This window comes from Dietzia sp. 2505 (assembly GCF_040546785.1).
Lineage (GTDB): Bacteria > Actinomycetota > Actinomycetes > Mycobacteriales > Mycobacteriaceae > Dietzia.
The window spans coordinates 1-24,012 of record NZ_JBEPON010000010.1; the positions used below are offsets into that span (position 1 = coordinate 1).

Annotated in this window: 22 protein-coding genes and 4 tRNA genes; 10 read left to right on the forward strand and 16 right to left on the reverse strand. The window is 70.0% G+C overall.

The genetic code is table 11. From position 1 onward, the window contains the following. Positions 1 to 122: 122 nt before the first annotated feature. On the reverse strand, positions 123 to 1,406 hold the full coding sequence (gene murA / locus ABIE38_RS16655; RefSeq protein ID WP_354058186.1) for a UDP-N-acetylglucosamine 1-carboxyvinyltransferase: 1,284 nt from the start codon (positions 1,404 to 1,406) through the stop codon (positions 123 to 125). Positions 1,407 to 1,516: 110 nt separating this feature from the next. Between murA and ABIE38_RS16660 the strand changes: the two genes are divergently transcribed. Beyond that, positions 1,517 to 2,101, forward strand: coding sequence for a cob(I)yrinic acid a,c-diamide adenosyltransferase (locus tag ABIE38_RS16660; RefSeq protein WP_354058188.1), 585 nt, complete (start codon positions 1,517 to 1,519; stop codon positions 2,099 to 2,101). Between the two features lie 82 nt (positions 2,102 to 2,183). On the opposite strand, the gene ABIE38_RS16665 is transcribed toward ABIE38_RS16660, so the two are convergent. The 7 genes from ABIE38_RS16665 to ABIE38_RS16695 all read right to left on the reverse strand — a co-directional run bounded on the left by ABIE38_RS16665 (position 2,184) and on the right by ABIE38_RS16695 (position 9,151). Then, entirely contained in the window at positions 2,184 to 3,074 is an 891-nt protein-coding gene (locus ABIE38_RS16665) for a LuxR C-terminal-related transcriptional regulator (RefSeq protein WP_354058190.1), read from the reverse strand. A gap of 184 nt (positions 3,075 to 3,258) precedes the next feature. Then, complete coding sequence (locus ABIE38_RS16670; RefSeq protein ID WP_354058192.1) at positions 3,259 to 4,473, reverse strand: CobW family GTP-binding protein; 1,215 nt, start codon at positions 4,471 to 4,473, stop codon at positions 3,259 to 3,261. Next, entirely contained in the window at positions 4,461 to 5,246 is a 786-nt protein-coding gene (locus ABIE38_RS16675; protein WP_354058194.1) for an enoyl-CoA hydratase, read from the reverse strand. Before ABIE38_RS16675 ends, ABIE38_RS16670 begins: the two co-directional genes overlap by 13 nt. Before the next feature lie 70 nt (positions 5,247 to 5,316). Beyond that, a complete protein-coding gene (locus tag ABIE38_RS16680) occupies positions 5,317 to 8,559 on the reverse strand; it encodes an arabinosyltransferase domain-containing protein (RefSeq protein ID WP_354058196.1) in 3,243 nt (1,080 codons plus the stop codon). An 85-nt stretch (positions 8,560 to 8,644) separates the two neighbouring features. Next, a tRNA-Phe gene (locus ABIE38_RS16685) sits at positions 8,645 to 8,718 on the reverse strand. 49 nt (positions 8,719 to 8,767) lie between these two features. Then, positions 8,768 to 8,841 (reverse strand) — tRNA-Asp (locus ABIE38_RS16690). A 237-nt stretch (positions 8,842 to 9,078) separates the two neighbouring features. Next, positions 9,079 to 9,151, reverse strand: a tRNA-Glu gene (locus ABIE38_RS16695). 127 nt (positions 9,152 to 9,278) lie between these two features. On the opposite strand from ABIE38_RS16695, the gene ABIE38_RS16700 reads away from it, so the two are divergent. The 3 genes from ABIE38_RS16700 to phoU all read left to right on the forward strand — a co-directional run bounded on the left by ABIE38_RS16700 (position 9,279) and on the right by phoU (position 11,486). Then, positions 9,279 to 9,354: transfer RNA gene (locus tag ABIE38_RS16700), tRNA-Lys, on the forward strand. Positions 9,355 to 9,431: 77 nt separating this feature from the next. Next, complete coding sequence (dusB, locus tag ABIE38_RS16705) at positions 9,432 to 10,610, forward strand: tRNA dihydrouridine synthase DusB (RefSeq protein ID WP_354058197.1); 1,179 nt, start codon at positions 9,432 to 9,434, stop codon at positions 10,608 to 10,610. A gap of 102 nt (positions 10,611 to 10,712) precedes the next feature. Continuing rightward, positions 10,713 to 11,486, forward strand: coding sequence for a phosphate signaling complex protein PhoU (phoU, locus tag ABIE38_RS16710; protein WP_354058199.1), 774 nt, complete (start codon positions 10,713 to 10,715; stop codon positions 11,484 to 11,486). A gap of 82 nt (positions 11,487 to 11,568) precedes the next feature. On the opposite strand, the gene pstB is transcribed toward phoU, so the two are convergent. From pstB to ABIE38_RS16740, 6 genes are all read right to left on the reverse strand, one after another. Next, entirely contained in the window at positions 11,569 to 12,345 is a 777-nt protein-coding gene (gene pstB / locus ABIE38_RS16715) for a phosphate ABC transporter ATP-binding protein PstB (RefSeq protein ID WP_354058201.1), read from the reverse strand. Between the two features lie 11 nt (positions 12,346 to 12,356). Beyond that, positions 12,357 to 13,271 carry a phosphate ABC transporter permease PstA gene (pstA, locus tag ABIE38_RS16720; protein WP_354058202.1) on the reverse strand — a complete coding sequence of 305 codons (915 nt, stop codon included), beginning with the start codon at positions 13,269 to 13,271 and terminating at the stop codon, positions 12,357 to 12,359. Beyond that, positions 13,271 to 14,281, reverse strand: a complete 1,011-nt coding sequence (pstC, locus tag ABIE38_RS16725; RefSeq protein WP_502914800.1) for a phosphate ABC transporter permease subunit PstC — start codon at positions 14,279 to 14,281, stop codon at positions 13,271 to 13,273. Before pstC ends, pstA begins: the two co-directional genes overlap by 1 nt. Before the next feature lie 45 nt (positions 14,282 to 14,326). Next, entirely contained in the window at positions 14,327 to 15,442 is a 1,116-nt protein-coding gene (pstS, locus tag ABIE38_RS16730) for a phosphate ABC transporter substrate-binding protein PstS (protein WP_354058204.1), read from the reverse strand. Positions 15,443 to 15,691: 249 nt separating this feature from the next. After that, the gene (mshD, locus tag ABIE38_RS16735) at positions 15,692 to 16,630 is read right to left on the reverse strand and encodes a mycothiol synthase (protein ID WP_354058205.1); all 939 of its coding nucleotides are present in this window, start codon (positions 16,628 to 16,630) and stop codon (positions 15,692 to 15,694) included. Then, the gene (locus ABIE38_RS16740) at positions 16,627 to 17,316 is read right to left on the reverse strand and encodes a winged helix-turn-helix domain-containing protein (RefSeq protein WP_107748833.1); all 690 of its coding nucleotides are present in this window, start codon (positions 17,314 to 17,316) and stop codon (positions 16,627 to 16,629) included. The genes mshD and ABIE38_RS16740 overlap by 4 nt, the downstream gene beginning before the upstream one ends. 84 nt (positions 17,317 to 17,400) lie before the next feature. Here ABIE38_RS16740 and ABIE38_RS16745 point away from each other — a divergent pair, with 84 nt between their 5' ends. The 4 genes from ABIE38_RS16745 (at position 17,401) to ABIE38_RS16760 (ending at position 20,340) form a co-directional block, all read left to right on the forward strand. Then, positions 17,401 to 18,141, forward strand: a complete 741-nt coding sequence (locus ABIE38_RS16745; RefSeq protein ID WP_354058207.1) for an LmeA family phospholipid-binding protein — start codon at positions 17,401 to 17,403, stop codon at positions 18,139 to 18,141. Between the two features lie 10 nt (positions 18,142 to 18,151). Beyond that, on the forward strand, positions 18,152 to 18,982 hold the full coding sequence (locus ABIE38_RS16750) for a sulfurtransferase (protein ID WP_354058208.1): 831 nt from the start codon (positions 18,152 to 18,154) through the stop codon (positions 18,980 to 18,982). 48 nt (positions 18,983 to 19,030) lie between these two features. Further along, entirely contained in the window at positions 19,031 to 19,531 is a 501-nt protein-coding gene (locus ABIE38_RS16755; RefSeq protein WP_354058210.1) for a DUF8021 domain-containing protein, read from the forward strand. 119 nt (positions 19,532 to 19,650) lie between these two features. Then, a complete protein-coding gene (locus ABIE38_RS16760; RefSeq protein WP_354058212.1) occupies positions 19,651 to 20,340 on the forward strand; it encodes a heme-binding beta-barrel domain-containing protein in 690 nt (229 codons plus the stop codon). 36 nt (positions 20,341 to 20,376) lie between these two features. Here the strand turns inward: ABIE38_RS16760 and ABIE38_RS16765 are convergent, their stop codons facing one another. After that, positions 20,377 to 21,297 (reverse strand): aminodeoxychorismate lyase, encoded by a 921-nt coding sequence (locus ABIE38_RS16765; protein WP_354058214.1) that lies wholly within the window; start codon positions 21,295 to 21,297, stop codon positions 20,377 to 20,379. A gap of 38 nt (positions 21,298 to 21,335) precedes the next feature. On the opposite strand from ABIE38_RS16765, the gene ygfZ reads away from it, so the two are divergent. Together ygfZ and ABIE38_RS16775 are read left to right on the forward strand one after the other, a co-directional pair. Continuing rightward, the gene (ygfZ, locus tag ABIE38_RS16770) at positions 21,336 to 22,499 is read left to right on the forward strand and encodes a CAF17-like 4Fe-4S cluster assembly/insertion protein YgfZ (RefSeq protein ID WP_354058216.1); all 1,164 of its coding nucleotides are present in this window, start codon (positions 21,336 to 21,338) and stop codon (positions 22,497 to 22,499) included. A gap of 132 nt (positions 22,500 to 22,631) precedes the next feature. Beyond that, a complete protein-coding gene (locus tag ABIE38_RS16775) occupies positions 22,632 to 22,835 on the forward strand; it encodes a DUF3073 domain-containing protein (RefSeq protein ID WP_354058218.1) in 204 nt (67 codons plus the stop codon). An 89-nt stretch (positions 22,836 to 22,924) separates the two neighbouring features. Here the strand turns inward: ABIE38_RS16775 and purM are convergent, their stop codons facing one another. Further along, positions 22,925 to 24,010 carry a phosphoribosylformylglycinamidine cyclo-ligase gene (gene purM, locus ABIE38_RS16780; RefSeq protein WP_354058220.1) on the reverse strand — a complete coding sequence of 362 codons (1,086 nt, stop codon included), beginning with the start codon at positions 24,008 to 24,010 and terminating at the stop codon, positions 22,925 to 22,927. Positions 24,011 to 24,012: the final 2 nt, after the last annotated feature.

The window sequence follows — 24,012 nt, forward strand, 5'->3', positions numbered from 1 at the left end:
CCTCCACCAGCCCCGACCTCCCGGCCCGAACTCGCTCTCGGCGACTTCCAATAAGTTACGCAGACGTGAACCCAAACGCAAATCGCCAGGTCAACGGCTAGATAGCTGCGACGCTGGTTCTGTCACCTGTGGGTGTCGACGCGCTCGATCCGGCCCCCCAGTGACCGCACCTTCTCGAGGAAGTCCGGGTACCCGCGGTCGATGTGGAAGATCTCGCACACCTCGGTCACGGCGTCCCCGCACATCCCGGCGAGGACCAGACCCGCGCCGGCGCGGATGTCACTGGCCCATACGGTCGCGGAGTCCAGGCGCTCACGTCCCCGGATCTTGGCGTGGTGCCCGTCGGTCTCGGCGTCGACTCCCATGCGCACCATCTCCTCCACGAAGCGGAAGCGTGCCTCGAAGAGGTTCTCGGTGATCACGGACGCGCCGTCCGCCACGGAGGCGAGGGCGATCGCCATCGGCTGGAGGTCGGTCGGGAAACCCGGGAACGGCAGGGTCCGCACGTCCCGCGCGCGGGGACGGCCCTCCTGGACGACCCGCACCCAGTCCGGACCGGTCGAGACCTGCGCACCCGCTCCGCGGAGGTTCTCCAACACGACGTGGATGAACATGGGATCGATGCCGGTGACCGTCACGTCACCCCGCGTCATCACGGCGCCCATCGCCCAGGTGGCGGCGACGATACGGTCCCCTATCACCCGGTGACTCACAGGAGTCAGCGTCTCGACACCATCGATGGTGATGGTGCTCGTCCCGGCCCCGCTGATGCGGGCGCCCATCTTGGACAACAGATCGCAGATGTCGACGATCTCCGGTTCCCGGGCGGCGTTTACCAGCGTCGAGGTGCCCCGGGCCAGAACTGCGCCGAACAAGAACGTCTCCGTGGCACCCACGGAGGGGAACGCGAGCGTGTATCTGGCGCCCGTGAGCTCGGTGGCCTCGGCGACCAGTCGGCCGTGATCCATCCTGGTGGTGGCGCCCAGCTTCTCGAGTGCCTCGCGGTGCCAGTTGAGTGGCCGGTCCCCGATCGCGTCCCCGCCCGGCATGGCCAGCTCGGCCCGGTGGTAGCGACCGACGAGGGGCCCGAGAATGCAGACGGAGGCCCGCAGTCGCTGCGCGGCCCTGTCGTCGGAGACGTGCCCGAGGTCTGCGGGTGTATCGATCACCACCGTTCCGCCTGAGATATCGACGGCGCACCCGAGGTGCCGCAGCACGTTGGCCATCGCGGGCACGTCGGAGATGTCCGGGCAGTTGGTCAGGGTGGTCCGCCCCTCCGCCATCAGTGCCACCGCCATCAGCTTGAGCACGCTGTTCTTGGCGCCGGCGACAGAGACCTCGCCGGCCAGTCTGGTGCCGCCGGTGACGAGGAAGCTCTCCTCGCGGGACGTGGGGTTACCGCTCACGCATCCACCTTAGGCGAGAACCGGGGGCGACCATCGGACCCCGCGCGCCCTCGGGGCCACGAGTCCGTGGACCACGCGACCATGCGACAACGCACGAGTAGGTTGGCGTCATGGCTGTGCATCTCACCAAGATCTATACCCGGACCGGCGACGACGGCACCACGGGACTGTCCGATTTCTCCCGGGTGAGCAAGAACGACGCCCGACTGGACGCCTACGCGGACTGCGACGAGGCCAATGCCGCCCTGGGGGTAGCCCTGACCTGCGGCGATCTCGACAGTCGCATCGCCACCGTGCTCCGGGTCGTGCAGAACGACCTCTTCGACGCAGGGGCCGACCTCGCCACCCCGGTGGTCGAGGCCCCCGAGTACCCCCCGTTGCGGATCGAGCAGTCCTACATCGAGCGACTGGAGGGGTGGATCGACGAGTTCAACGCCGAACTCGCGGACCTGACCTCGTTCATCCTGCCCGGTGGAACCCCCGGCGCCGCCCACCTACACGTCGCCCGGACGGTGGTGAGGCGCGCCGAGCGAGCCGCCTGGGCCGCGGTCGACGCATACCCCGAGACCACGTCCGTGCTGCCGGCCAAGTATCTCAACCGTCTGTCGGACCTGCTGTTCGTCCTGGGACGGGTGGCCAATCCGGACGGCGACGTCCTCTGGGTCCCCGGCGGAGAGCGCGGCGAGCGCGGCTGACCGGTCCGGAGCCCCCGGGCCCCGCCCGTACCGGAGCCGCCGTGCCCGAGCCGTCATGCCCGACCGTGCAACCGCCCCGGGATCAGGGCAGTACGCCCATCCGACGTGCCGCGTTGACCGCCTCGAACCTGGTGTGCGCGTCGAGTTTGCGCATGACCGAGCGCAGGTAGCTCTTCACCGTCTCCGCACCGATCCCCATGTCGGCGGCCGTCTCGATGTTGGTCTTGCCCTGTGCGACGCAGGCCAACACGTCGAGTTCGCGGCGCGACAGTCGTGCCGTGGGCATCTCCGGCGGCGGGGAGACCATCTCCGCGCAGATCCGTTCGAGCTCGGCACGGACGTCCGGGTCCTCGGTCCGGGAGGCCAGCATCCGCAGCCGGGCGTGGGTGTCGCGCATGCGCTCGTTGGACAGGACGTCGTCCCAGCGCCCCTCACCGGCACCCGGGCCCATCGGGGCCGCGCCCCGGGCCGCGAGCGCGTCGTTGACCGCGATCTCCTGTTCGAGGGCACGGGCCGTGGCCGCCATCTGGTTGAGGACCTTCTCACCGAAACGGACCGAGGAGTGCACGCCGGCGTAGAGCACGGCCCGCACGTCCTTGCCCACGACGACCGGGATCGCCGCCATCGACCGCAGCCCCTCGGACAGCACCGGCAGGTCGTACTCGTGGGTGATCACCCCGGCGCGCGGATAGTCGGCTACCCCGACGGGCTTCCCTGTGGCCATGACCCGACCACCGACGCCCGCCCCGTAGTGGACGGTGAGGTCCTTCATCGCCGAGGTGCGCATCCCGAGAGACTCGGACAGCACGAGGGTGTGGCCCTCCCCGACAACGCCACCGATGGTCACCGGGATACCCGTGGCCTCCCGCAGGGCCGAGATCGCGCTCCGGACGGATGCCAGATCACGCCGGCGCCGCTGCGCCTCGCCAGCGGCACTCCCGGCTACACCACGGCCGGCATTCTCCTCGTCCATGAGGTCTCCTCCCACGTCCGTGGCATACCCCCACCGCGAGTAGGGGACGACCCCCCGCAAGTGCCACACATCACCATCGTCAGCGTCACTATACGCACGTCGTCGGGCTGATGCCGACCGGGACCGGCCGCCACTACCTGATGACCGCGGGGGTATCCCGCCCCGCTTCGCAACCGGAGTGCACTCAGGGAGTGAAAGCTGGATCGAATGCCTCGGGGTCCTCGGGATCCGCCAGCATCGCGGCCGCCCCGGTGAGGGGTGCGGCACGCTGTTCGTCGTAGATCCACTCCTCCACGTCGCTGGAGTCCGCGTCGCCCACCAGGTACGGGTACAGCCCCAGATCGGCGTCCGCGTCGACCGCCTCCCCCGGGGCCAGCACGGAATCGTCGAGGAACCGCGTCACCTCGTCGTCGTCGAGATCGACGCCGATCACCACCATCCCCTCCGTGCCCTCACCGCCCGCACGGAGTTCGAGCCTGCGCCCCACGAGCGCCACCTCGTAGCGTCGCGGGCCGTCTGCGGTGCCCAGGGTCAGCGTTCCCTTGGCGCGGTAGGCGCCGGTCGGCGGCGAGGCGAGCGCGGCCAGGAACCGACGGGGATGGAGGGGCCCGGACGGTGTCACGGTGAGTGCCCGGTAGCCCTCGTGGAGGTGTGAGTGGTCATGCGCGTGGGCCCGGTCACCCGTCGGCTCCTGGCTACCCGGCGGCACGGTGGCGGTGGCCCGGTCCGGTTCCATGCCAAGCAGTAACCCCGTCGGTACGGCCGCCCGGACCGCGGGCAGCACGGCGACCCGGGGGGCGTGCCGTCGGACCGTCTCCCGGACAGCCCCGAATCGCGCCTGCGACACCAGGTCGCACTTGTTGACCACGACGAGGTCCGCCTCCGCGAGGTGAGCCGCCAGCCGCGGGTGCCGCGCCATCGCGTCGTCGAGCCCTTCGGCGTCGACCACCTGGACCATCCCCGCGTGTCGCACCACGTCGCGTGGCACCTCGTGGACCATCCGCGACAGGATCGCCGGCTCCGCCAGTCCGCTGGCCTCGATCACCGCCAGGTCGAGCCCGTGCTCGGGACCGGCGAGCCGGGCCAGGGTGTCACCCAACTCGCTCGCGTCGACCTCGCAGCAGACACACCCGTTGGCCAGCGAGACCATGGAGTCCACGCGCCCCGCGACCGACGTGGCGTCCACATCGATCTCGCCGAAGTCGTTGACGATCGCGCCGATGCGCAGGCCGGGGGCGCCGGACAGCAGATTGTTCAGCAGCGTGGTCTTGCCGGCACCCAGGTAGCCGGTGAGGACCAACACGGGCAGGGGCTCACCGGGGGCGCGGCGGGCGTCCCCGCTCACGCCACCGCCCCCGGCGAGATGCCCGTGCGCGGGCTGGTCCCTCAGCGGCGCCACTCGGGCTTCCGCTTCTCGGCGAACGCCGACATCCCCTCGGTCTGGTCCTCGGTGGCGAAGAGGGCGTAGAAGGCGTTCTGCTCAGCGAGCAACCCCTCTTCGAGCGTGGTCTCGAAGGACCGGTTGACCGCCTGCTTGGCCGCGATGGCGGTGGTCTTGCTCATCGAGGCGATCTTCGCGGCGACCTTCATGGTCTCGTCGAGCAGGTCCGCGGCGGGGACGACGCGGGTGACCAGGCCGGAGCGCTCGGCCTCGTCGGCGTCCATCTGACGGCCGGTGAGGCACAGGTCCATGGCCTTGGCCTTGCCCACCGCACGGGTGAGCCGCTGCGAGCCGCCCATGCCGGGGATCACGCCCAGGGTGATCTCCGGCTGGCCGAACTTCGCGTTGTCGCCGGCGATGATCATGTCGCACATCATGGCGAGCTCGCAGCCGCCGCCGAGCGCGAAGCCGGACACCGCCGCGATGATCGGCGTGCGCGCGGCGGTGAGCCGCTTCCAGTCGCCGAAGAAGCGCTCGAGGTAGATCCCGGGGTAGCTCTTGTCCTTCATCTCCTTGATGTCGGCGCCGGCCGCGAAGGCCTTCTCCGACCCGGTGATGACGATGCAGCCGACGCCGGGGTCGGAGTCGAGGCCCTCGACCGCCTCGACGACCTCCTTCTCCATGGCGCTGCTCAGCGCGTTGAGCGCCTTGGGTCGGTTGAGCGTGATGACCGCGACACGGTCGTTGCGCTCCACCAGGATGTTCTCGAACTGCTTCTCGGTCACGGACATCGCGTGCTCCAGTCTGTGTCAGGGGATACTTGGACTTCCTTGTAAAAGCTCCGGGGCCGATGCTAGCCGGTCATCTGGCGAGCGGTCCCCCGTTCCACAGCCCCGACCGTACGGCTTCACCGTGGTCGATGGTCGCCTCCCGGGCCGCGGGCACCAACGGCTCGTACCGCACCAGCGAACCCCAGTCCCGTGACCAGTCGTGCTCCAGATAGGTCGGCACGGTCTCGCCGGCCAGGAGCAGCTCGATGAACCCGAGCGGTCCGCCACCGTCCCACGCCTGCCAGGTGTTGGTGGAACTCACCGCGAGGTCTCGATCCGGCAGGACCCGGTACTCGGGCAGCTCGTGGATCCCGGCGTACTCCTCGAACGGTCGCAGACACGGGGTGTGGAAGGCCACCGCCCAGTCCGGGAGCACCGGGCGGGAGTCGCCGACGAGCTCCTGCATGGTCACCAGTTCCGGCATCCGCGGTGGGGTGAACGCGATCCACCGCGAGGGGTCCGGGTCGAGATCGCGCACCACGAGCCGGATCGCCGCGGCGTCGGTCGGCAGCATGTCCATCGGCACGCGCAGGTTCCGCCAGGACGGTGCCGGGCCGATGTCCACGGGGAGGACCGAACCGTTCGGCTCGAACTGCTCTACGTCGGTGGCGTACTCGACGCGGATGGCGTCCGGGGCGAACGAACCGGCCACGGCGATCGTGATGAGCGGGTTCTCCTCGTCCGGTTCGGGGAGCCGGTACCAGTCCGTGGTGGTCTCGGCGTTGAACTGCGGGCCGGTCTGGTAGCTGCCGAGTACGGGCACGCGGGCCGGGTCGAGACCGAAGGGCAGGACGGCGTGACTTCCGTTGATGCCCTCCCCCGCACGCACTCCGCCCTCGGTGCCGGCGGTCGTCGCGGTGGCGTCGGAATCCTCCCCGGTGCCCGGGGTGTCGGTGTCCACGGCCTGGGTGGCGGTGAGGTCGGTGGGGATGCCGTCGGGGATGAACTCCACCGGCTGCGCGCCCGCCTCGAGCTGGTCACGGGGGTCACCGACCGGGGCGAGCAGTCCCGCGTTGGCGTCGGGCTCAGCGAGCACCATGTCGGCGATACCGCACGGCTGGCCGGACAGCACCCGCAGGTTCTGCAGGCCGACCGAGTAGGCGGGGTACTGGTTGCGGACCGCCGCGGCCATGGAGGCCACGATGACGACGACGACGAGGGCCGCCGCGAGCCCGAGTGGGGCGTGCGAGACCTCGCGCAGGAGCCGGACGACCGGACCGCGGTCGGTCTCGGCGCGCCCCGATTCCGTGGGCCGCACGAACGGTTCCCGGTAGTGGAGGGCCAGCGCGAGCAGGAGCGCGATGAGCATCAGCCCGAGGAACACCGAGGAGAACGTGATCCCCGCGATCGAGGGTTGCACGCCACCCCAGGGGATGCCGTAGATCGAGATGTACCACCAGCCGTTGGTGGAGGTGAAGCTCAGGGCCAGGACGAAGAACACCGCGGCGAGGAACAGCATCCGGTTGCGCAGCGACCGTGTGGCCGCCGGCAGGACGGCCATCGTCACCAGCGCAGCCAGCGCGGCGCCGATCGTGGCGAACGCACCGAAGTGGTGGGTCCACTTGGTGGGGTTGAGCGCCATGAACGCGATCGACATGGCGGCCAGACCCACGATCCGGCGGGCGGGGCCGACGGCCACGCCGGGGATCCGCCCCTTGCGGAACAGGATCGCTGCGCAGGTGACCAGGGACAGGAACATCGCCAGGACCGCGAACCGCCGGGCCAGGGACCCGTCCGGGGTCGGGTTCATGAGCCACTCGTACCGCCACACCTCCTCGAACCAGCGCCCGGTGGGGCCGACGTCGCCGAGCAGCGCCGACGACTGAAGGGTGGTCACCAGGGGTTGGTCCAGGAAGATCAGGTGCAACACGCCGAGCCCGGCGGCGAACAGGGGGGCCACCGTCGGGATCCAGCCGTCGCGCCGTGCCCGCCGGATCACCAGCAGCAACAGCGGTCGGGAGGCCGCGATGATCGCCGCGATGCAGAAGGTGCCCGTGGGCGCGGCGGACAGGGTGAGCCCGCCGATGATGAAGCCGGTGGCCGCGGGCAACAGCCTGCCGGTGGCCAGGGCCCGCTCGAGCGAGACCCAGGTGGCCAGCACGCCGAAGGCCACGATCGGCTCGGGGCGCAGCCCGTTGTTGTAGGTGAGCCAGAACGCGAGGAACACCGCGGCGGTACTCCACCGGACGGCCGACGCGCGGCGGGCGGCGATGCCCAGTCGCGGGATCACCTCGCGGGAGAGCAGCATCCACGACGCGATGCCCAGCAGCAACGCCGGTAGGCGTAGCCACATACTGCCCACGGTGACGGAACTGATCGCCGTGTACAGGTAGTACGGCATCCCGAACGGCGCGTACGGGGCGCCGTAGTACCGGAACACCTCGGGCATATAGCCGCTCGAGACGGCGGCACGCGCCTCGGTGAGGATGTATCCGTCATCCGCCGTGTTGGCGCCGATGACGTGCCAGACCAGGAGCGTTGCCACGACCACCAGGTCCAGGGGACGAGGCCTCCACCACCGGCGCGGCAGGACCCGTCGTCCGACCCGACCGTCGCGCAGGTCGAGTCGGTGCAGGGCGACCAGCGCCACGACGATCGCGAGGATCCCGACCACGATGGCGATCTGCTTGATCACGGTCGCCTGCGTGGTGTAGCGGGAGTCGACGGTGATGTCGACGGACATCCCCTCGGGTGCCGGCCCCTGTAGATCCGTGAAGACCCCGACCACCTGGGGCCGCAGATCCTGGTCGATCCGCCCTCCGACCTCCCGGCCGTCCGACTCGAGGCCGACGAACTCCGCGTTGATCGAACCGGAGTCGGCCACGACGCGGATCACCGAACACGCCCCGGGTGAGGCGACCGCGTCAGTGGGGGCTGCGGCGACCAGCACGTTCCGGCTGCGCACCTCGACGGATGGGCCGGCCACGGACACGACGAGCGCACGCGCGCCCGCGTTCTCGCCCGCCTGACGGGGTGCCGTGGACACGAGCACCCCGTCCTCACGGCCCTGGTCCCGCAACTCCGCCACCGCCGCGCACGGGACGTCCACCGCCAGGTCGAGCGGATAGTAGGCCACGAGGGGCGCCGTCACCGGGTCCAGGGTCCCGGCCTCCGGCCAGCTGATCGTCGAGGTGGTCTGGGTGACCGGGAGCAGCGGGACGATGATCGCGAGAAGGATCCCGACCAGGCCGCTGACCGCGGCGACGATCCCCCACCGGGTTCCTGTCCGGGACCTGTCCGGGACGTCACGGACCTCGGTGGCAGTCGATGGCATGGCGTCCACGCTATAACGAGGGACGGAGGTTCCCCGAAACGACGAACGCGCCGGAGGGAAACCCTCCGACGCGCTGCGCTCTCGGTGGCCAGAGTCGGGATCGAACCGACGACCTTCCGCTTTTCAGGCGGACGCTCGTACCAACTGAGCTACCTGGCCATAAGACCACCGGCGCATCCGGTAAACCGAATGCGCCGGTTGTCTCCTGCGACCCTGACGGGACTCGAACCCGCGACCTCCGCCGTGACAGGGCGGCGCGCTAACCAACTGCGCCACAGGGCCGTGCTTTTCGCACGAGACAGAACAGTAATCGACGCCCACGCCGGACGCAAATCGCGGGACCGGCGGTGGTTCCGGGGCAGCTCGGAACGGGTTCGGCGGATCCCGGCCGCGAAGCCCGGGGCGACCGCGACGGGGCGGACGACACCCGTCCCACGGTCGCCGGAGTCGTCGACACCGTGCCCCCGGACGAGAGAAGTCCCGGCCACCGACGAACGGTGACCGGGACTCCTGACCTCGTACCCCCTACGGGATTCGAACCCGCGCTGCCGGCGTGAAAGGCCGGTGTCCTAGGCCGCTAAACGAAGGGGGCCTACGCCACGTCCGGGATCGCCGGGCCGCAGCGGGTTCGAGTTTAGGGCACGGCCCAGCAGACGTCTAAACCAACCACGCCCGAGCCGACGCCCGTCGGCGCGAACGGGGACGGTATCGTGACCGACGCCCCTATAGCTCAGTTGGTAGAGCTACGGACTTTTAATCCGCAGGTCGTCGGTTCGAGCCCGACTGGGGGCACCACGATCTCCCCGGGCGGCGCCCGACCGCGCTCCCCCGCCCCATTGGACCTGCCCGCCCCGCGCTGGGACACTCGGATCATGTCCGCACCCACCGCCACCGGCGCGCCCGCCCTGCGCATCGGCCCCCTCGAGCTCGCCTCACCGGTCGTCCTGGCGCCGATGGCGGGCGTCACCAATGTCGCCTTCCGCACCCTGTGCCGCGAACTCGAACGTGAGCAGCAGGGTTCGGTGTCCGGACTCTACGTCTGCGAGATGGTGACGGCGCGCGCGCTCGTCGAACGCCAACCGGGGACCCTGCACATGGCCACGTTCGCGCCCGACGAGTCCCCGCGCAGCCTGCAGCTGTACACGGTGGACGCGAAGTACACGTACGCGGCCGCCAAGATGATCGTCGACGAGGACCTGGCGGACCACATCGACATCAACTTCGGGTGCCCCGTCCCCAAGGTCACCCGGCGCGGAGGTGGATCGGCGATCCCCTACAAGCGACGACTGTTCCGCTCCATCGTCGTAGCCGCGGTCCGGGCCACCGAGGGCACCGACATCCCGGTCACGGTGAAGATGCGGGTGGGGATCGACGACGAGCACCACACCCATCTCGATGCCGGCCGCATCGCCGTCGACGAGGGCGCCAGGGCCGTGGCCCTCCACGCACGGACCGCCGCCCAGCGGTACTCCGGTGAGGCGGACTGGTCGCAGATCTCCCGTCTGGTCGAGCACATCGGCGCGGTCTCCGACGTGCCGGTGTTGGGCAACGGCGACATCTTCTCCGCCGAGGACGCCGTCCGGATGCGGGAACAGACCGGGTGCGCGGGCGTCGTGATCGGTCGGGGCTGTCTGGGTCGGCCGTGGCTCTTCTCCGAACTCGCCGCCACCCTGGACGGGCGCGAGGCGCCGGCCCCGCCCACGCTCGGCGAGGTCGGCCGCATCATGTACCGGCACGGCGAACTCCTCGCCGAACACCACGGTGAGAACAAGGGGATGCGCGACATCCGCAAACACGTGGCCTGGTACCTGCGGGGGTTCCCCGCCGGCTCCGGCAAGCGGGTGGCCCTGGCGGCCGTCCGCACCCTGGACGACCTCGCGGAGATGCTCGCCGATCTGCCCGCGGACGAACCCTTCCCCGCCGACGGGTACGGCCCGCGCGGCCGCCAGGGATCGCCCTCCCGGGTTCTCCTGCCCGAGGGGTGGCTCGACGATCCGGAGGACGACGCGGTGGCGCTCGAGGGTGCGGACGCGGAGAACTCGGGCGGCTGAACCGGCACCGCCGGCACCGGCGCGGATGGCGTGCCCGCCTGTTCATCGGCCGTTCATCGCCGGTATCGATAGTGCGGTTGACATGCCCGTATGCTGGTTCCCATGCGTCTCGTCTACTCTGAAGAACTCGCGGATCTGGCCACCTCGATGGCCCGGATGTGCTCCCTCGCCACCGACGACATGGAACTGGCGACCCACGCGCTCCTACAAGTGGACCTGGTCGCGGCCGAGACCGTTCTCCAGTCCTCGACGGAGATGTCCCGGCTGGCGACAGAGAACGAGGAGCGCGGGTTCGCACTCCTGGCCCTCCAGGCGCCGGTGGCCCGTGATCTCCGTCAGGTGGTCACCTCCATCCAGCTCGTCCAGGACCTGACCCGGATGGGCACGCTGGCAGGACATGTCGCGAAGATCGTGCGTCGGCGGCATCCCGAGAGCGTCCTCCCGGAACCCGTCAACGGGTACTTCGCGGAGATGGGCAGGGTCGCGATCTCGCTCGGCCGGTCGGCCTCCGAGGTGCTGCTCAACCGGGACGCGGAGCAGGCCGCCACTCTGGCTCATCAGGATGACGCCGTCGACGACCTCCGCCGCCACCTGTTCACCCTGCTCACCGTGCGGGAGTGGAAGTGGGGAGTGGCGTCGGCGGTCGACGTGACCCTGCTCGGTCGCTACTACGAGCGCTTCGCGGACCACGCCGTGGAGGTGGCCCAGCGGGTGATCTTCCTCGCGACCGGCGAGTACGCCACCCTGGCGGAGGACGACCCGGAACACTCCTCCACCTCGAACGAGGAGCTGGTGCGCCGCTTCAACGAGACCGACCGGACGTTCAAGGGACGCGACTCCGGCGATGATCCCGGGGGCCGTCGGAGGCCGTACTGACCCACCCGGCGGAACGCGGGTGCGATGACCCAGCTCCCCGATCCGGCGGCGAACGACAGGCCTTTCGGCCGCGTCCCGCGAGTCAGCCGAAGCGGCCGGAGACGTAGTCCTCGGTCTGCTTGTTCTCGGGGTTCGAGAAGATCTTCTCCGTGGCGTTGACCTCCACGAGCTGCCCCGGCATTCCGGTGGCCTCGAGCGAGAAGAACGCGGTCTGGTCGGACACTCGAGCGGCCTGCTGCATGTTGTGCGTCACGATCACGATGGTGAACTCGCTCTTGAGCTCGGCGATGAGGTCCTCCACCGCGAGGGTCGAGATGGGGTCGAGAGCGGAGCAGGGCTCGTCCATCAGCAGGACCTGGGGTTCGATGGCGATGGCGCGGGCGATACACAGGCGCTGCTGCTGCCCGCCGGACAGTCCGCCTCCGGGCTTGTCGAGGCGGTTCTTGACCTCTTCCCAGAGATTGGCTCCCCGCAAGGACTTCTCCGCGACCTCGTCGAGTGTCTTCTTGTTCCTCACACCCTGGAGCCTGAGACCGGCCACCACGTTCTCCTTGATCGACATGGTGGGGAACGGGTTGGGCCGCTGGAACACCATACCGATGGTGCGTCGCACGGCGACAGGGTCCACCTTCTTGCTGTAGATGTCCACGCCGTCCAGCTTGATCGAACCGGTGGCATAGGCGCCCGGGATCTCCTCGTGCATACGGTTGAGCGATCGGAGGACGGTGGACTTGCCACAGCCCGACGGGCCGATGAACGCCGTGACCGAACGGGGTGGTACGTGGAGGTCGACGTCCTTCACTGCGTGAAAATCGCCGTAGAAGATGTCGACGTTCTCGAGGTCGAGTCGCTTTGCCATGAGTCGGGTCCTTACTTGGTCTTCGGCGCCAGCGCCTTGGCCGCGAAGGCGGCGAGGATGTTCGCCAGCGCGATGACGATGATGAGGGTCAGGGCTGCGCCCCAGATCCGGAACTGACCCGCCTCGTTGGGGTTCGAGAGCTGGTTGAAGATGAGTAGCGGCAGCGACGCCATGTTGCCCTCGAGGACGTTGTAGTTGATCGACGAGGTGTATCCGACCAGGATCAACACCGGCGCCGTCTCTCCCATCACGCGGGCGACCGCGAGGAACACCCCCGAGATCATCCCCGACAGCGCGGTCGGGATCACGATGCTGACGATCGTCTTCCACCTGGGGATCCCCAACGCGTACGAGGCTTCTCGGAGCTCGTCCGGCACCAGCTTGAGCATCTCCTCGGTGCTCCGAACGATCAGCGGGATCATGAGGAGCACCAGGGCGAGTCCCACAGCGAACGCACTGAGCTGCATCCCGAACGTGGTGACCCACACCCCGAAGATGAAGATCGCCGCGACCACGGAGGGAACTCCCGCCAGGACGTCGACCATGAAGGTGGTGGGCCGGGCGATCCTGGAGTCGGGGTACTCGACCAGCAGGATCCCTGCAGCCACACCGAGCGGGATCGAGATGACCGCCGCGATCAGCACCTGGATGAAGCTGCCGTAGATGGCGTGCCCCACGCCGCCCGCCATCGAGGTCGGCGAGACGAGGAAGAGCGAGTTCGTCCACCAGGTCGGGTTGAGGATGGCGGGGAGGCCGGCGGAGATCACCTTGTAGAGCAGCGCCGCCAACGGGATCACGGCGACGAGGAAACTCAGTGTGAACATCACCGTGGCGATGGTGTTCCTGGCTCGGCGACCACCGGAGATCGGCAGGAAGGCCTCCGAGGGCTTGGCGGGCTTGGCGAGGTCCGGGGTTATCTGTGACATCAGCCGTTGACCTTTCCACCGGCCACCGAGCGCGCGACGAGGTTGACGATGAACGTGAGGATGAAGAGCACCAGTCCTGCGGCGATATAGGCTCCAGTGGGGAGCGGCTGGTTGAACTCGGCGGCACCCGAGGCGATCTTCGACGCGAAGGTGAAGCCGCCGTCGAAGAGCGACAACGACCCGGGAGCGCTCGCCGCTCGCAGGATGATGAGGACCGCGACGGTCTCGCCGAGCGCACGGCCCAGCGCGAGCATGGAGCCGGCGACGATTCCGGACTTGGCGTAGGGGAAGCAGGTCATCCGGATCTTCTCCCACTTGGTGGCGCCCAGTGCCAACGCGGCCTCCTGATGCAGCGGTGGCGTCTGCCGGATGGTCTCCCGTGACATCGACGTGATGATCGGAAGGATCATGATCGCCAGCACGATCCCCGCCGTGAAGATCGTGCCGCCGCCGCTGATGGAGACGTTCCCGTCGCTGAAGAGGAAGAGCCAGCCCAGATTCTCGTTGAGCCACACGGCGAACGGGGTGATCAAGGGTCCGAGGACGATCAGTCCCCACATGCCGTAGATGATCGACGGGACCGCGGCCAGCAGATCGATGAGCGCCGACAACGTCCTCGACAACCTCGGCGGGGCGTACTGGACGAGGAAGGTGGCGATGCCGATCGCGACCGGTACCGCCAGGAACAGGGCGAACACCGAGCTCAACACCGTGACCTTGAGGAGATCGAGGATGCCGAACCTCATGTTGTCCGGATCGCTCGTGTTCCATTCGGACGACGTCAGGAAGTTGACCTGGTCCGCCATGATCGACGGCAGGGCCTGCATGACGAGCACCACCGCGATGAGGGCGATGAGCGCGACGATGGTCCCACCGGCGGCAACGGTGACACCTCGGAAGATCGCGTCCGCGCTGTGCGAGGACGGACCGGAGGTGAGGTCTCTCCCGGGGGTGCGATTCATCCCGGGAGGGGGGTCGGCCTCGCGCTCGAGGGAGTGGTGCACAGTCATGAGACCTTCAGTGGTTCGTGGGGGGCGGGACGCTGATCGAGGCGGTCACGAGATGGCGCTGATCGCGCCGTTGAGCTTCTCTCGGAAACCATCGGGAATCGGTATGTATCCCTGCCCTTCCAGTTGCTCCTGGACACCCGCCGAGACCGCGACTGTCAGGAACGCCTTGACTGCCCGGGCCGTCTCCGCGTCACCGTATCGCGAGCAGACGATTTCGTAGGTCGGCAGGATGATCGGGTAGGCGCCCGCCGCACTGGGGACGTAGAACGACGAGGTGTCGATGACAAGGTCGTTGCTGCCCTCGTTGCTGAACACGGCCGAATCGATGGTTCTTCCTGCGGTCTCGGCGTCGAGTGTCACCCCCTCCGCATCCGCCGGGGTGATGATGCTGACCACATCGAGACCGAGGTTCTTCGCGTACGACCACTCGGTGTACGTGACGGTGCCCGGGGTCTGCTCGATGGCCGCCGACACGCCTTCGTTGCCCTTGGCCCCCTCACCGACGCCGAGGCCGCCGGTGAACGTCTTACCCGTCCCCTGGGTCCAGGCCCCCTCGGACGCCGCCTCGAGGTACTTCAGGAAGTTGTCGGTGGTGCCGGATTCGTCCGAGCGGTAGATCACCGTGATGTCGCGGTCCGGAAGATCCACCCCGTCGTTCTCCGCTGCGATGGCCGGATCGTCCCACTTCTCGATCTGACCGTTGAAGATCTTCGCGATGGTCGGGCCCGAGAGGGTGAGGTCGACGCCGTCGAGGTTGTAGGCCACGGCGATCGGGCCGAAGACGGCGGGGATGTTCCACGCCTCGGAGTCGCACCGCTGCTCCGCCGCCGCGTAGTCGGCATCCTTGAGCGGGGAGTCGGATCCACCGAAGTCCGTCTGACCCCCGGTGAACTCGTTGACACCGGCGCCCGAGCCGTTGGAGTTGTAGTCGAGGGTATGCCCGTCACAGCTCACGGCGTAGGAGTTGGCGAAGACGGTCATCGCGTTGTTCTGCGCGGTCGAGCCCGATGCCCGGAGGGACGGCTTGCCACCGCACTCCACGTCGGCGACCCGGTGGGCCACGATCTCACCGCTCCCGGTGTTGTCGTCTGAGCAGGCGGTGAGACCGACCGCCGAGAAAGCGGCGAGACCGAGCAGAGCACCGGCGCGCGTGAAGTCCACTGATATTCCTCCATGGGGTGTCCGGCGAACACCGGACCGAACGAGTCCTGCGCGGTCATGGCGCGCAAATGCGGACGGACGTGCCGCCGGAGGCAAAATATATGACGCGGAGATGAACACCGTCTCGGGGCAAAGTGAACGCGAGGTGAATAGGGCCTTCCCTCGCGAACTGCCGAATGGTCGACCGCGGTCGATACCACCCCTGAACTGCGCATACCCGAACGGACTGTGACGGGTATCGCCGTGGCCTCACGACGAGGCGTAGGTCACATCGCGGTGCTCGACGGTGAATCCGAGCTTCTCGTAGGTCCGGATGGCCGCCGCGTTGTCGCCCTCCACGTACAGGACGACCGACTCCGCCCCCACCGGCCCCTCCAGGTGCGCGACCCCGAGCGCGGTGAGCAGCCCCCCGAGCCCGCGCCCCTGGTCGGACGGGTCGACCGCCACCACGTAGACCTCCCCCTCCACGGGGGAGCCTGGCTCGCTCACCGTCTTGGTCCAGTGGAAGCCCGCGAGCCGGGGCACGGGACCCGTGGTGTCGACGGCCAGGAAGATCGCCCCGGGGTCCACCCACTCCACCGCCAGTCGCTCGTCGAGTCGGGTGCGGGTCCACCCGCCCTGCTCGGGGTGCCACGAGAACGCGGCGTTGTTGACGCGGAGGAACTCCTCGCGGGCGTCCAGTCCGGGCCATCGGGTGCCGCCCTCGGAGGCCGCCTCGGCGAGTGTGCCCGTCTCGATCCCCTCGGCGGGCCCCGTGGCGAGCGTCGTGGAGCCGGCGGGGGTGCGCCGACGCATCTTGAGCAGCTCACGGGTGCGGACCAGCCCTGCCGACCCGGCGAGTGCACGGGCGGCCGGCAGGTCACCGTGCGCCCACACCGCGGCGGAGGGTTCCAGCTCGAACACCGCGTGGACCAACTCCGACCCGACCCCGCGTCGACGGTGCCCGGGGGCCACGACCATCTCGGCGGTCGCATCCCCGCCGCTGCCGTCGAGCTGGGCGTAGCCCGCGATACCACCCTCGTCGCCGCGGACCAGGAGATGGCGGACGGCCTGCTCGTCGCCCGACCGGAGCGACCGCAGCGGCTGCTCGCCGAGCGGGGCCACACCGTCCTCGGCTGCGGCGTCCCGGGCGACGGCCTCGATCAGCGCGGCCGTGTCGTCGTCCACGGCGTGCTCGACAGCGGTCATGCGTCTCCCCCGTCCTCCCTGCGGTCTGTCGGCCGGACCGCTTTGTACCCGACGTTACGCACGGTTCCGATGAGTGACTCATGGTCCGGCCCCAGCTTGGCCCGCAGCCGTCGGACATGGACGTCGACGGTCCGGGTACCGCCGAAGAAGTCGTATCCCCAGACCTCCTGGAGGAGCTGGGCGCGGGAGAAGACGCGTCCCGGGTGTTGACACAGATGCTTGAGGAGTTCGAACTCCTTGTAGGTCAGGTCCAGGGGCCGGCCCTTGACCCGGGCGACGTAGGTCTCCTCGTCGATCACGAGTTCACCCACCGTGAGCAACCCGCCGTCGGACTCCCCCTGCGCCGAGTGACGGGCCGCGGAGAGCCTGAACCGGGCGTCCACCTCCGCGGGCCCCGTGGTCGGCAGGATGATGTCGTCGAGACCCCAGTCTCCGCTGACCGCGATCAGCCCGCCCTCCGAGACCACCGCGATGACGGAGATGTCCGCGCTCCCCGAGAGGAGGCGGCAGAGCGCGCGGGACGCCGCGAGATCACTCCGCGCGTCGACCACGGCGAGCGCGGCCCCGGACAGCTCACCCACGGAGGAGGCGAGGGCCGGCAGCAGCCTGACCGAGTGCGGCAGTAGCGACAGCGCGGGGACCACCGCCTCGGGGTCGGCTTCAGTCGTGAGGAGCACTACGTCCATGTGTCGCTTCCTCCTCGTCCGGGCGCCCAGACGATACTAGCGACCCGCCCCCCGGTTCCGACGATCGGAGTAGACCTGAACCCCATGAGAGCCCGTCGCAGTGTCGCGGTGGCGACCGCCGCCCTGGCCGTCGTGGTGGTCGGCGCCTTCACCGTGGACTCCGTCAACGCCTCCAGGGTGGAGGCGGACGTGTCCACCCGGATCCGCCCGGCCACCCCGGGGGTCGCGGCCCCGTCGGTGATGATCGGTGGGGGCCCGTCGTCGCGGTGGGCCGGGCCCGGGACACTGTCGTCGGCGTCGATCCGCGTCGAGGGTGTCACCCGCCCGGGTCTCGGTCCGGTGGCCGTGGAGGCGGCCGTCACCGATCTGTCCGTGCCGGGGGACCGGTCCGCCGGCATGACCGCGGGTGCGGTCACCGTCTCCGTCCAGATCACCGGCGACTCACTCGGCCCCGCCCTGGGGATGCGGGACGTCCTGGTCGGCGGCGCCGACGACCCGAGCCTCGCCGGAGGGATCGAGCGCCGGGCCCGCATCACCGGGACCCTCGCGGACACAGACACCCGCGTGTCTGCGATCGTCGACCTGGTCGTCGACGATCGCGGCGCGCACCTCGTGCCGGTCGAGGCCGCCACGGGACCCTCCGGACTCCCCGACCAGGACCCCGACCTCGCGTTGCGCCGGACCGCGTTGACCCTCTCCCCGGATGTCCTCCCCCTCGGGATCGCGGTGGAGACCCTCACCGTGCGGGGCGGGACGCTCACCGCCGCCGGTACCGGTGGCCCGGGCGCTACGCCGCTCGGCGACCTGGCCCGACCGGACCACTAGACTCCCCGATATGAGTCGCGACGACGTACTGGTCAGCACCCGCTGGGCCGAATCGCGCCTCGACGACGACTCGGTGGTCTTCCTCGAGGTCGACGAGGACGTGGCGGCGTATCACACCGACGGCCACATCCCCGGTGCCGTCGCACTGAACTGGCGCACGGAGCTGCAGGAGGAGTACACGCGGGATCTCGTGGGCCGCGAGAGGTTCGGCGAACTCATGTCCGAACGCGGGATCACCCGCGATCACACGGTCGTGGTGTACGGCGGGAACCACAACTGGTTCGCCGCCTACGCCTACTGGTATCTGCGCCTCTACGGCCACGCCGACGTGAGGTTGCTCGACGGGGGTCGCATGCGGTGGGAGCGCGACGGGTTGCCGCTCGATACCGATGTGCCCCGGCGTCCGGTGACCGACTACGTGGCCGACCCGCAGGATCTGTCGATCCGCGCGTTCCGCGACGACGTCCTGGCGGGGCTGGGTAGCGACGCGCTCGTGGACGTCCGCTCCGTCGACGAGTACACCGGCCGACTCGCGGCGCCGGCCGGGCTGCCCCAGGAGGGCGGCCGTCAACGCGGCCACATCCCGGGCGCCGTGAGCATCCCCTGGAACCGCGCCGTGACCCGCGACGGCACCTTCCGCACCGACGCCGACCTCCGCGAGATCTACGCGGACTTCCTCGACCATCCCGGTCGCCGTGTGGTGACCTACTGCCGGATCGGTGAGCGCTCCAGCCACACGTGGTTCGTCCTCCACGAGCTCCTCGATCAGCCCGACGTGGTCAACTACGACGGCAGCTGGGTGGAGTACGGCTCGCTGATCGGGGTCCCCGTCGAGCGGTGAGGATCCTCCTCGCCCCGCACGAGCGATCGACTCGCTAATCTCTGGAGCATGTCACTTCTCTCCCGAGCGCTCGGACTGGCCGCACGCGCCTCCGTCGTCGCCGTCGGCGCCTCCGTGGCCTCCGCCGTCATCGTCGGCGTCGACCAGCGACGGGGCGCGGTCCCCCAGGTCCCGGACCACCCCGGCCCGTACTCCCCCGCGGAGCGCGAGGCGGCGGTGCGGATGTACCTCACCGCGCTCACGCTGCCCGCGGCTGCGTTCCGGGTGCCCTTCGCGCCGGACTGTGTTCGGCGGGAGAACGGGCTCAGGACCGGGTTCGGCGCCGACCACCTCAAGTGGGACCTGCACCTGCACCTGCAGTACTCGACGATCCGGGAGGTGCGCGACATCGTGCTCACCGTTGATCCGCCGGGGCGTGAGGGAGTCGTCCACGCGGACTTCACCCTCGTGACCGTGCTGGGACTCAGGGCACGGGTCAGCGAGGATTTCGTCGTACCCCCCGAGGACTGCCTGATCCACTCGATCGACGCCCGCATCTCACTGGGCTGACACCCTCGGGGTTAGGATTAGACCATGGTGCTCTTCTTCGAGATCCTCCTCGTCCTCTGCACGCTGGCCATCACATGGGTCACCTGCTACATCGTGTACCGCACGGTCACCGACGAGTCGTGACGGACGGCGACCACACCGGCGCGGTCGACCCCACGTCGTCCACCCCCGAGGGGGGAGACGGCGGGTCGGTCGTGCGCGGATCCGCGAACGCGGCGGTCGATGCCGCGGCGCAGCGTTCCGAGCAGACCGCGGGTCGGAACATCCCGGCGTTCTCCGAACTCCCGGTCCCGGGGGACACGGCCAACCTCCGGTTCGGCCCGGACCTGCATCCGGGACTCCTCGCGCTGCTCCCCCTGGTGGGGGTCTGGGAAGGTGAGGGCGAGGCGGACACCGCCGACCGGGGCGAGCACCGCTTCGGCCAGCAGATCGTCGTCTCCCACGACGGGGAGAACTACCTCAGCTGGAGCTCCCGCGCCTGGACGTTCGACACGGGCGGGGCGGTCGATGACGCCGCCTACCGCGAGTCGGGGTTCTGGCGGATCTCCGAGGACGACCAGCTCGAGTTCCTCGTGGCGCACGCCTCCGGGGTCATCGAGATGTACTACGGGGCGCCGATCAACCAGGCCGCGTGGGAGATGGCGACCGACGTCGTGCTCGCCTCCCCCACCGGCCCGGAGCGAGGCGGCGCCAAGCGCATCTACGGGATCGTCGAGGGCGGAGACCTGGGGTGGGTCGAGGAGCGCGTCCACCCGGAGAAGGGCCTGGTCCCGCACATGTCGGCGCGCCTGCGGCGCGTCGCCGGCTGACCGCGGCCGGAGTCGGCCGATGTCCCTCACGGGACGTCAGGCCCGCCCGACCGCCCGGTCGACCATCCCCGCGACGTCGACCCCGGGGTCGGCCCCGTCCAGAGTCACGTCGTCGATCCGTCGGACCCGGGCCGCGAGGGTGACCGAGGAGAGCAACCACACGGCGTCGGCCGTGAGCAGATCCGGCAGCAGGAGCCGTTCGCGGCGCACCGGTACGCCCTCCCGTTCCGCGACCTCGGCGAGAGCCCCGAGTGTGGTGCCCTCGAGGATCCCGACCTCCGCCGGGGGACTGACGAGTTCACCCGATCGGGCGATGAGGATCGTCGACCGGGGCCCTTCGAGCACCTCACCCTCGGAGGACAGGTACACCACGTCGTCGTACCCGTCGGCGGCCGCGTGGCGCAGGGCGGCCATGTTGGCCGCGTAGGACAGGGTCTTGGCGCCCAGCAGCATCCACGGCGCCGACGCGGCGAAGTCCGCCGGGAACCCCCTGCCCAGCACGGTCACGGCGATGCCCTCCGCGCGGGCCCGCACCGCGTGCGGACCGACCGGGGCGACGGTGATGTAGGCCGTCTCCGGGCCCCCGCGCTCGGGGCCACGGGACAGCACGAGCCGCACCATCGCCTCGGACTCCGGGCCCCATTCCCGCGCGGCCAGCGCGATCCCCGCATCCCATTGCCCGGCCGCCGGCCCGGTGAGACCGAGAGCGGCGGCCGACCTCGCCAACCGGGCGAGATGCCGGTCCGGCTTGGCCGGTCGGCCGCCCACCATCAGCAGGGTCTCGAAGCACCCGTCCCCCCGGACGGCGGCGAGGTCGTCGGCGAGCAGCAGCGGCTCCCCGGCGGGGTGCACCCGAGGGCGTGGGCCGTCCGGCCCTCCGGCGACCAGGACGACCACCCGCGCGTCCGCCCCCCGGTCCGTCGCCCGGTCCGCTCGATCTCCCGCCGCAGTGCCCATGGCGGCAACACTACGACGACGCACGTAGGATCGCGATCGTGACCGTCCCAGCTGTGCCCGACCGGACCGACAACGGCTACCACAGCCCGATCCTCACCCGACCCGGCGCCGTGGACACCACGGGTCCCGGCCCGGACGCCGGGGTCCCCTTCCACTACGGCGACCCCTTCGGTGAGCAGCGCACGGCCACCACCTCCGTGGTGGTCGTCGACCGCTCCCACCGCGACGTGCTGACCATCGGCGGCGGCGAGCGGCTGAGCTGGCTCGAGGGCTTCGTCTCCCAGCACGTGTCCGAACTCGCGGACCGCTCTGGTGGCGAGACGCTGATCCTGGACGCCAACGGTCGGGTGGAACACCACGTGGTGCTCTCCGACGTCGACGGGACGCTCGTCATGGACACCGAGCCCGGCCGGGGCGCGGCCCTGCTCACGTTCCTGACCCGGATGGTCTTCTGGGCCGACGCGACTCCCGAGGCCGCCGACCTCGTCGTCGTCACCCTCGCCGGCACCGGGCTCCCCGGTGCCCTCACGGCTCCGGACGGGACCATGGTGGAGCTCCCCGTCGGTGACTACGCGAGCGTCCCTCTGCCGGGGGGCGGGATCGCGCGACGGATGCCGTGGCCGTTGGCGGGTTCGGTCGATCTCCTCGTCCCCCGGGCCGGGCTGCCCGGCTGGTTCGACGCAGCGGTCCGGGACGGCGCCCGTCCGGCGGGCTCGTGGGCGTTCGAGGCCCTCCGCGCGGTGGAGACGGATCCGATCCGGGCGCGGCTCGGAGTGGACACCGACGAGAAGACCATCCCCCACGAGATCCCCACGTGGATCGGCGAGGTGGCGCAGCGCGGCGCGGTCCACCTGGACAAGGGGTGCTACCGGGGCCAGGAGACGGTCTCCCGCGTCCACAACCTCGGCAGGTCCCCCCGGGTCCTCGTGCGTCTGCACCTGGACGGCTCCGGCGGCGACCAGTCGCTCTCCCCCGGCGCCGAGGTCCTCGCCGGCGGCCGCACCGTGGGGCGCGTGGGGACCGTCGTCCAACACCACGAGTACGGCCCCGTGGCGCTCGCGCTGCTCAAGCGGTCGGTGCCGTCCGACACCGTTCTCGAGGTGGACGGGGTCTCCGCCGCCATCGATCCCGACTCCGTCCCGCACGACTCCGGCCCGCAGGCCGGACGTGAGGCGATCCGCAGGCTGCGCGGCCAGGCGTAGGAGCCGGAGGTGGCCCCCACGACACCCGGGCGGACATTCCGCGCCGGGCACGCTATCCTGTGGACAGGCAGATACTCACATTGATGGGCACCCCCGAGGTGGCCCAGCACCGTTTCCGAGGGGGTCAGGTCAATGGGCCGAGGCCGCGCGAAGGCGAAGCAGACCAAGGTCGCTCGCGAACTCAAGTACAACACTCCGCAGACGGACCTAGAACGTCTCCAGGCGGAGTTGGCCGGTGGTGGCGCGCCCACCACGCACCTCAGCACCGAACGGCCCGGTGCTGAGGAGGACGACGACCCCTACGGGTCGTGGTCCGACGGCGACAGCAGGTTCTGACCGCACTCCCCGACCGCCGCCAACACGTGGGCCGGGCATCCGACGAGGATGCCCGGCCCACGTTCGTGTGGCGGGGTGCGCCGCCCCGCCTAGAAGCGGGCGTGTGATCCCTCGAGGACGACGCGCGGTCCGTCCGCGGCGACCTCCCCGGCCTTGTCCACGTGGCCGATCACCCAGTTGTCCACGTGCCGGGCGGTGAGCACCGCCTGCGCGCGGTCCACGTCCTCGGCCGGGAGGACGGCGATCATACCGACCCCCATGTTGAACGTCCGCTCCATCTCGGCCTGCTCGACACGGCCGTGGTGGGCGATCGTGCCGAACACGGCGGGCACGGGCCACCGGCCACGGTCGAGCCGCGCGACCAGTCCGCGCGGCATGACCCGGGCGAGATTGTCCGCCAGGCCCCCACCGGTGACGTGGCTGAACACCCGGACGTCGGTCTCGGCGATGAGGCTCAGACAATCCAGGGCGTAGATGCGGGTGGGTTCGAGGAGCTCCTCGCCCAGGGTGCGACCGAACTCCTCCACGTGCCCCTCCAGCGGGAGGCGGGCGAGTTCCAGCAGCACGTGCCGGGCCAGCGAATAACCGTTGGAATGCAGGCCCGAGGAGGCCATCCCCACGATCACGTCGCCGGGGCGGACGTTCTCCGCCTTGAGGACCTCGTCGGCCTCGACGATCCCGACCCCGGTGCCCGAGATGTCGTACTCGCCGGGGGCCATCAGCCCCGGGTGCTCGGCGGTCTCGCCGCCCAGCAGCGCGCAACCGGCCCGGACGCAACCCTCGGCGATCCCCTCGACGATGTCGGCCACGTGTTCCGGCACGACCTTGCCGATCGCGATGTAGTCCTGGAGGAACAGCGGCTCCGCACCGCACACCACCAGGTCGTCCACCACCATGGCCACGAGGTCGATGCCCACCGTGTTGTGGACGTCCATGGCCTGCGCCACCGCGATCTTGGTCCCGACGCCGTCCGTCGACGAGGCCAGGAGCGGCTGACGGTAGGAGTTCCTCAGGGAGAACAGCCCGGCGAAGCCCCCGAGGCCACCCATCACCTCCGGCCGGGTCGCGCGCTTGGCGTGGGGCGCGAAGAGCTCGACGGCGCGCTCGCCTGCGTCGATGTCGACTCCGGCGGCGGCGTACGAGGCACCGCTCGCGGGGTGGGGGTTCTCGGTCATCT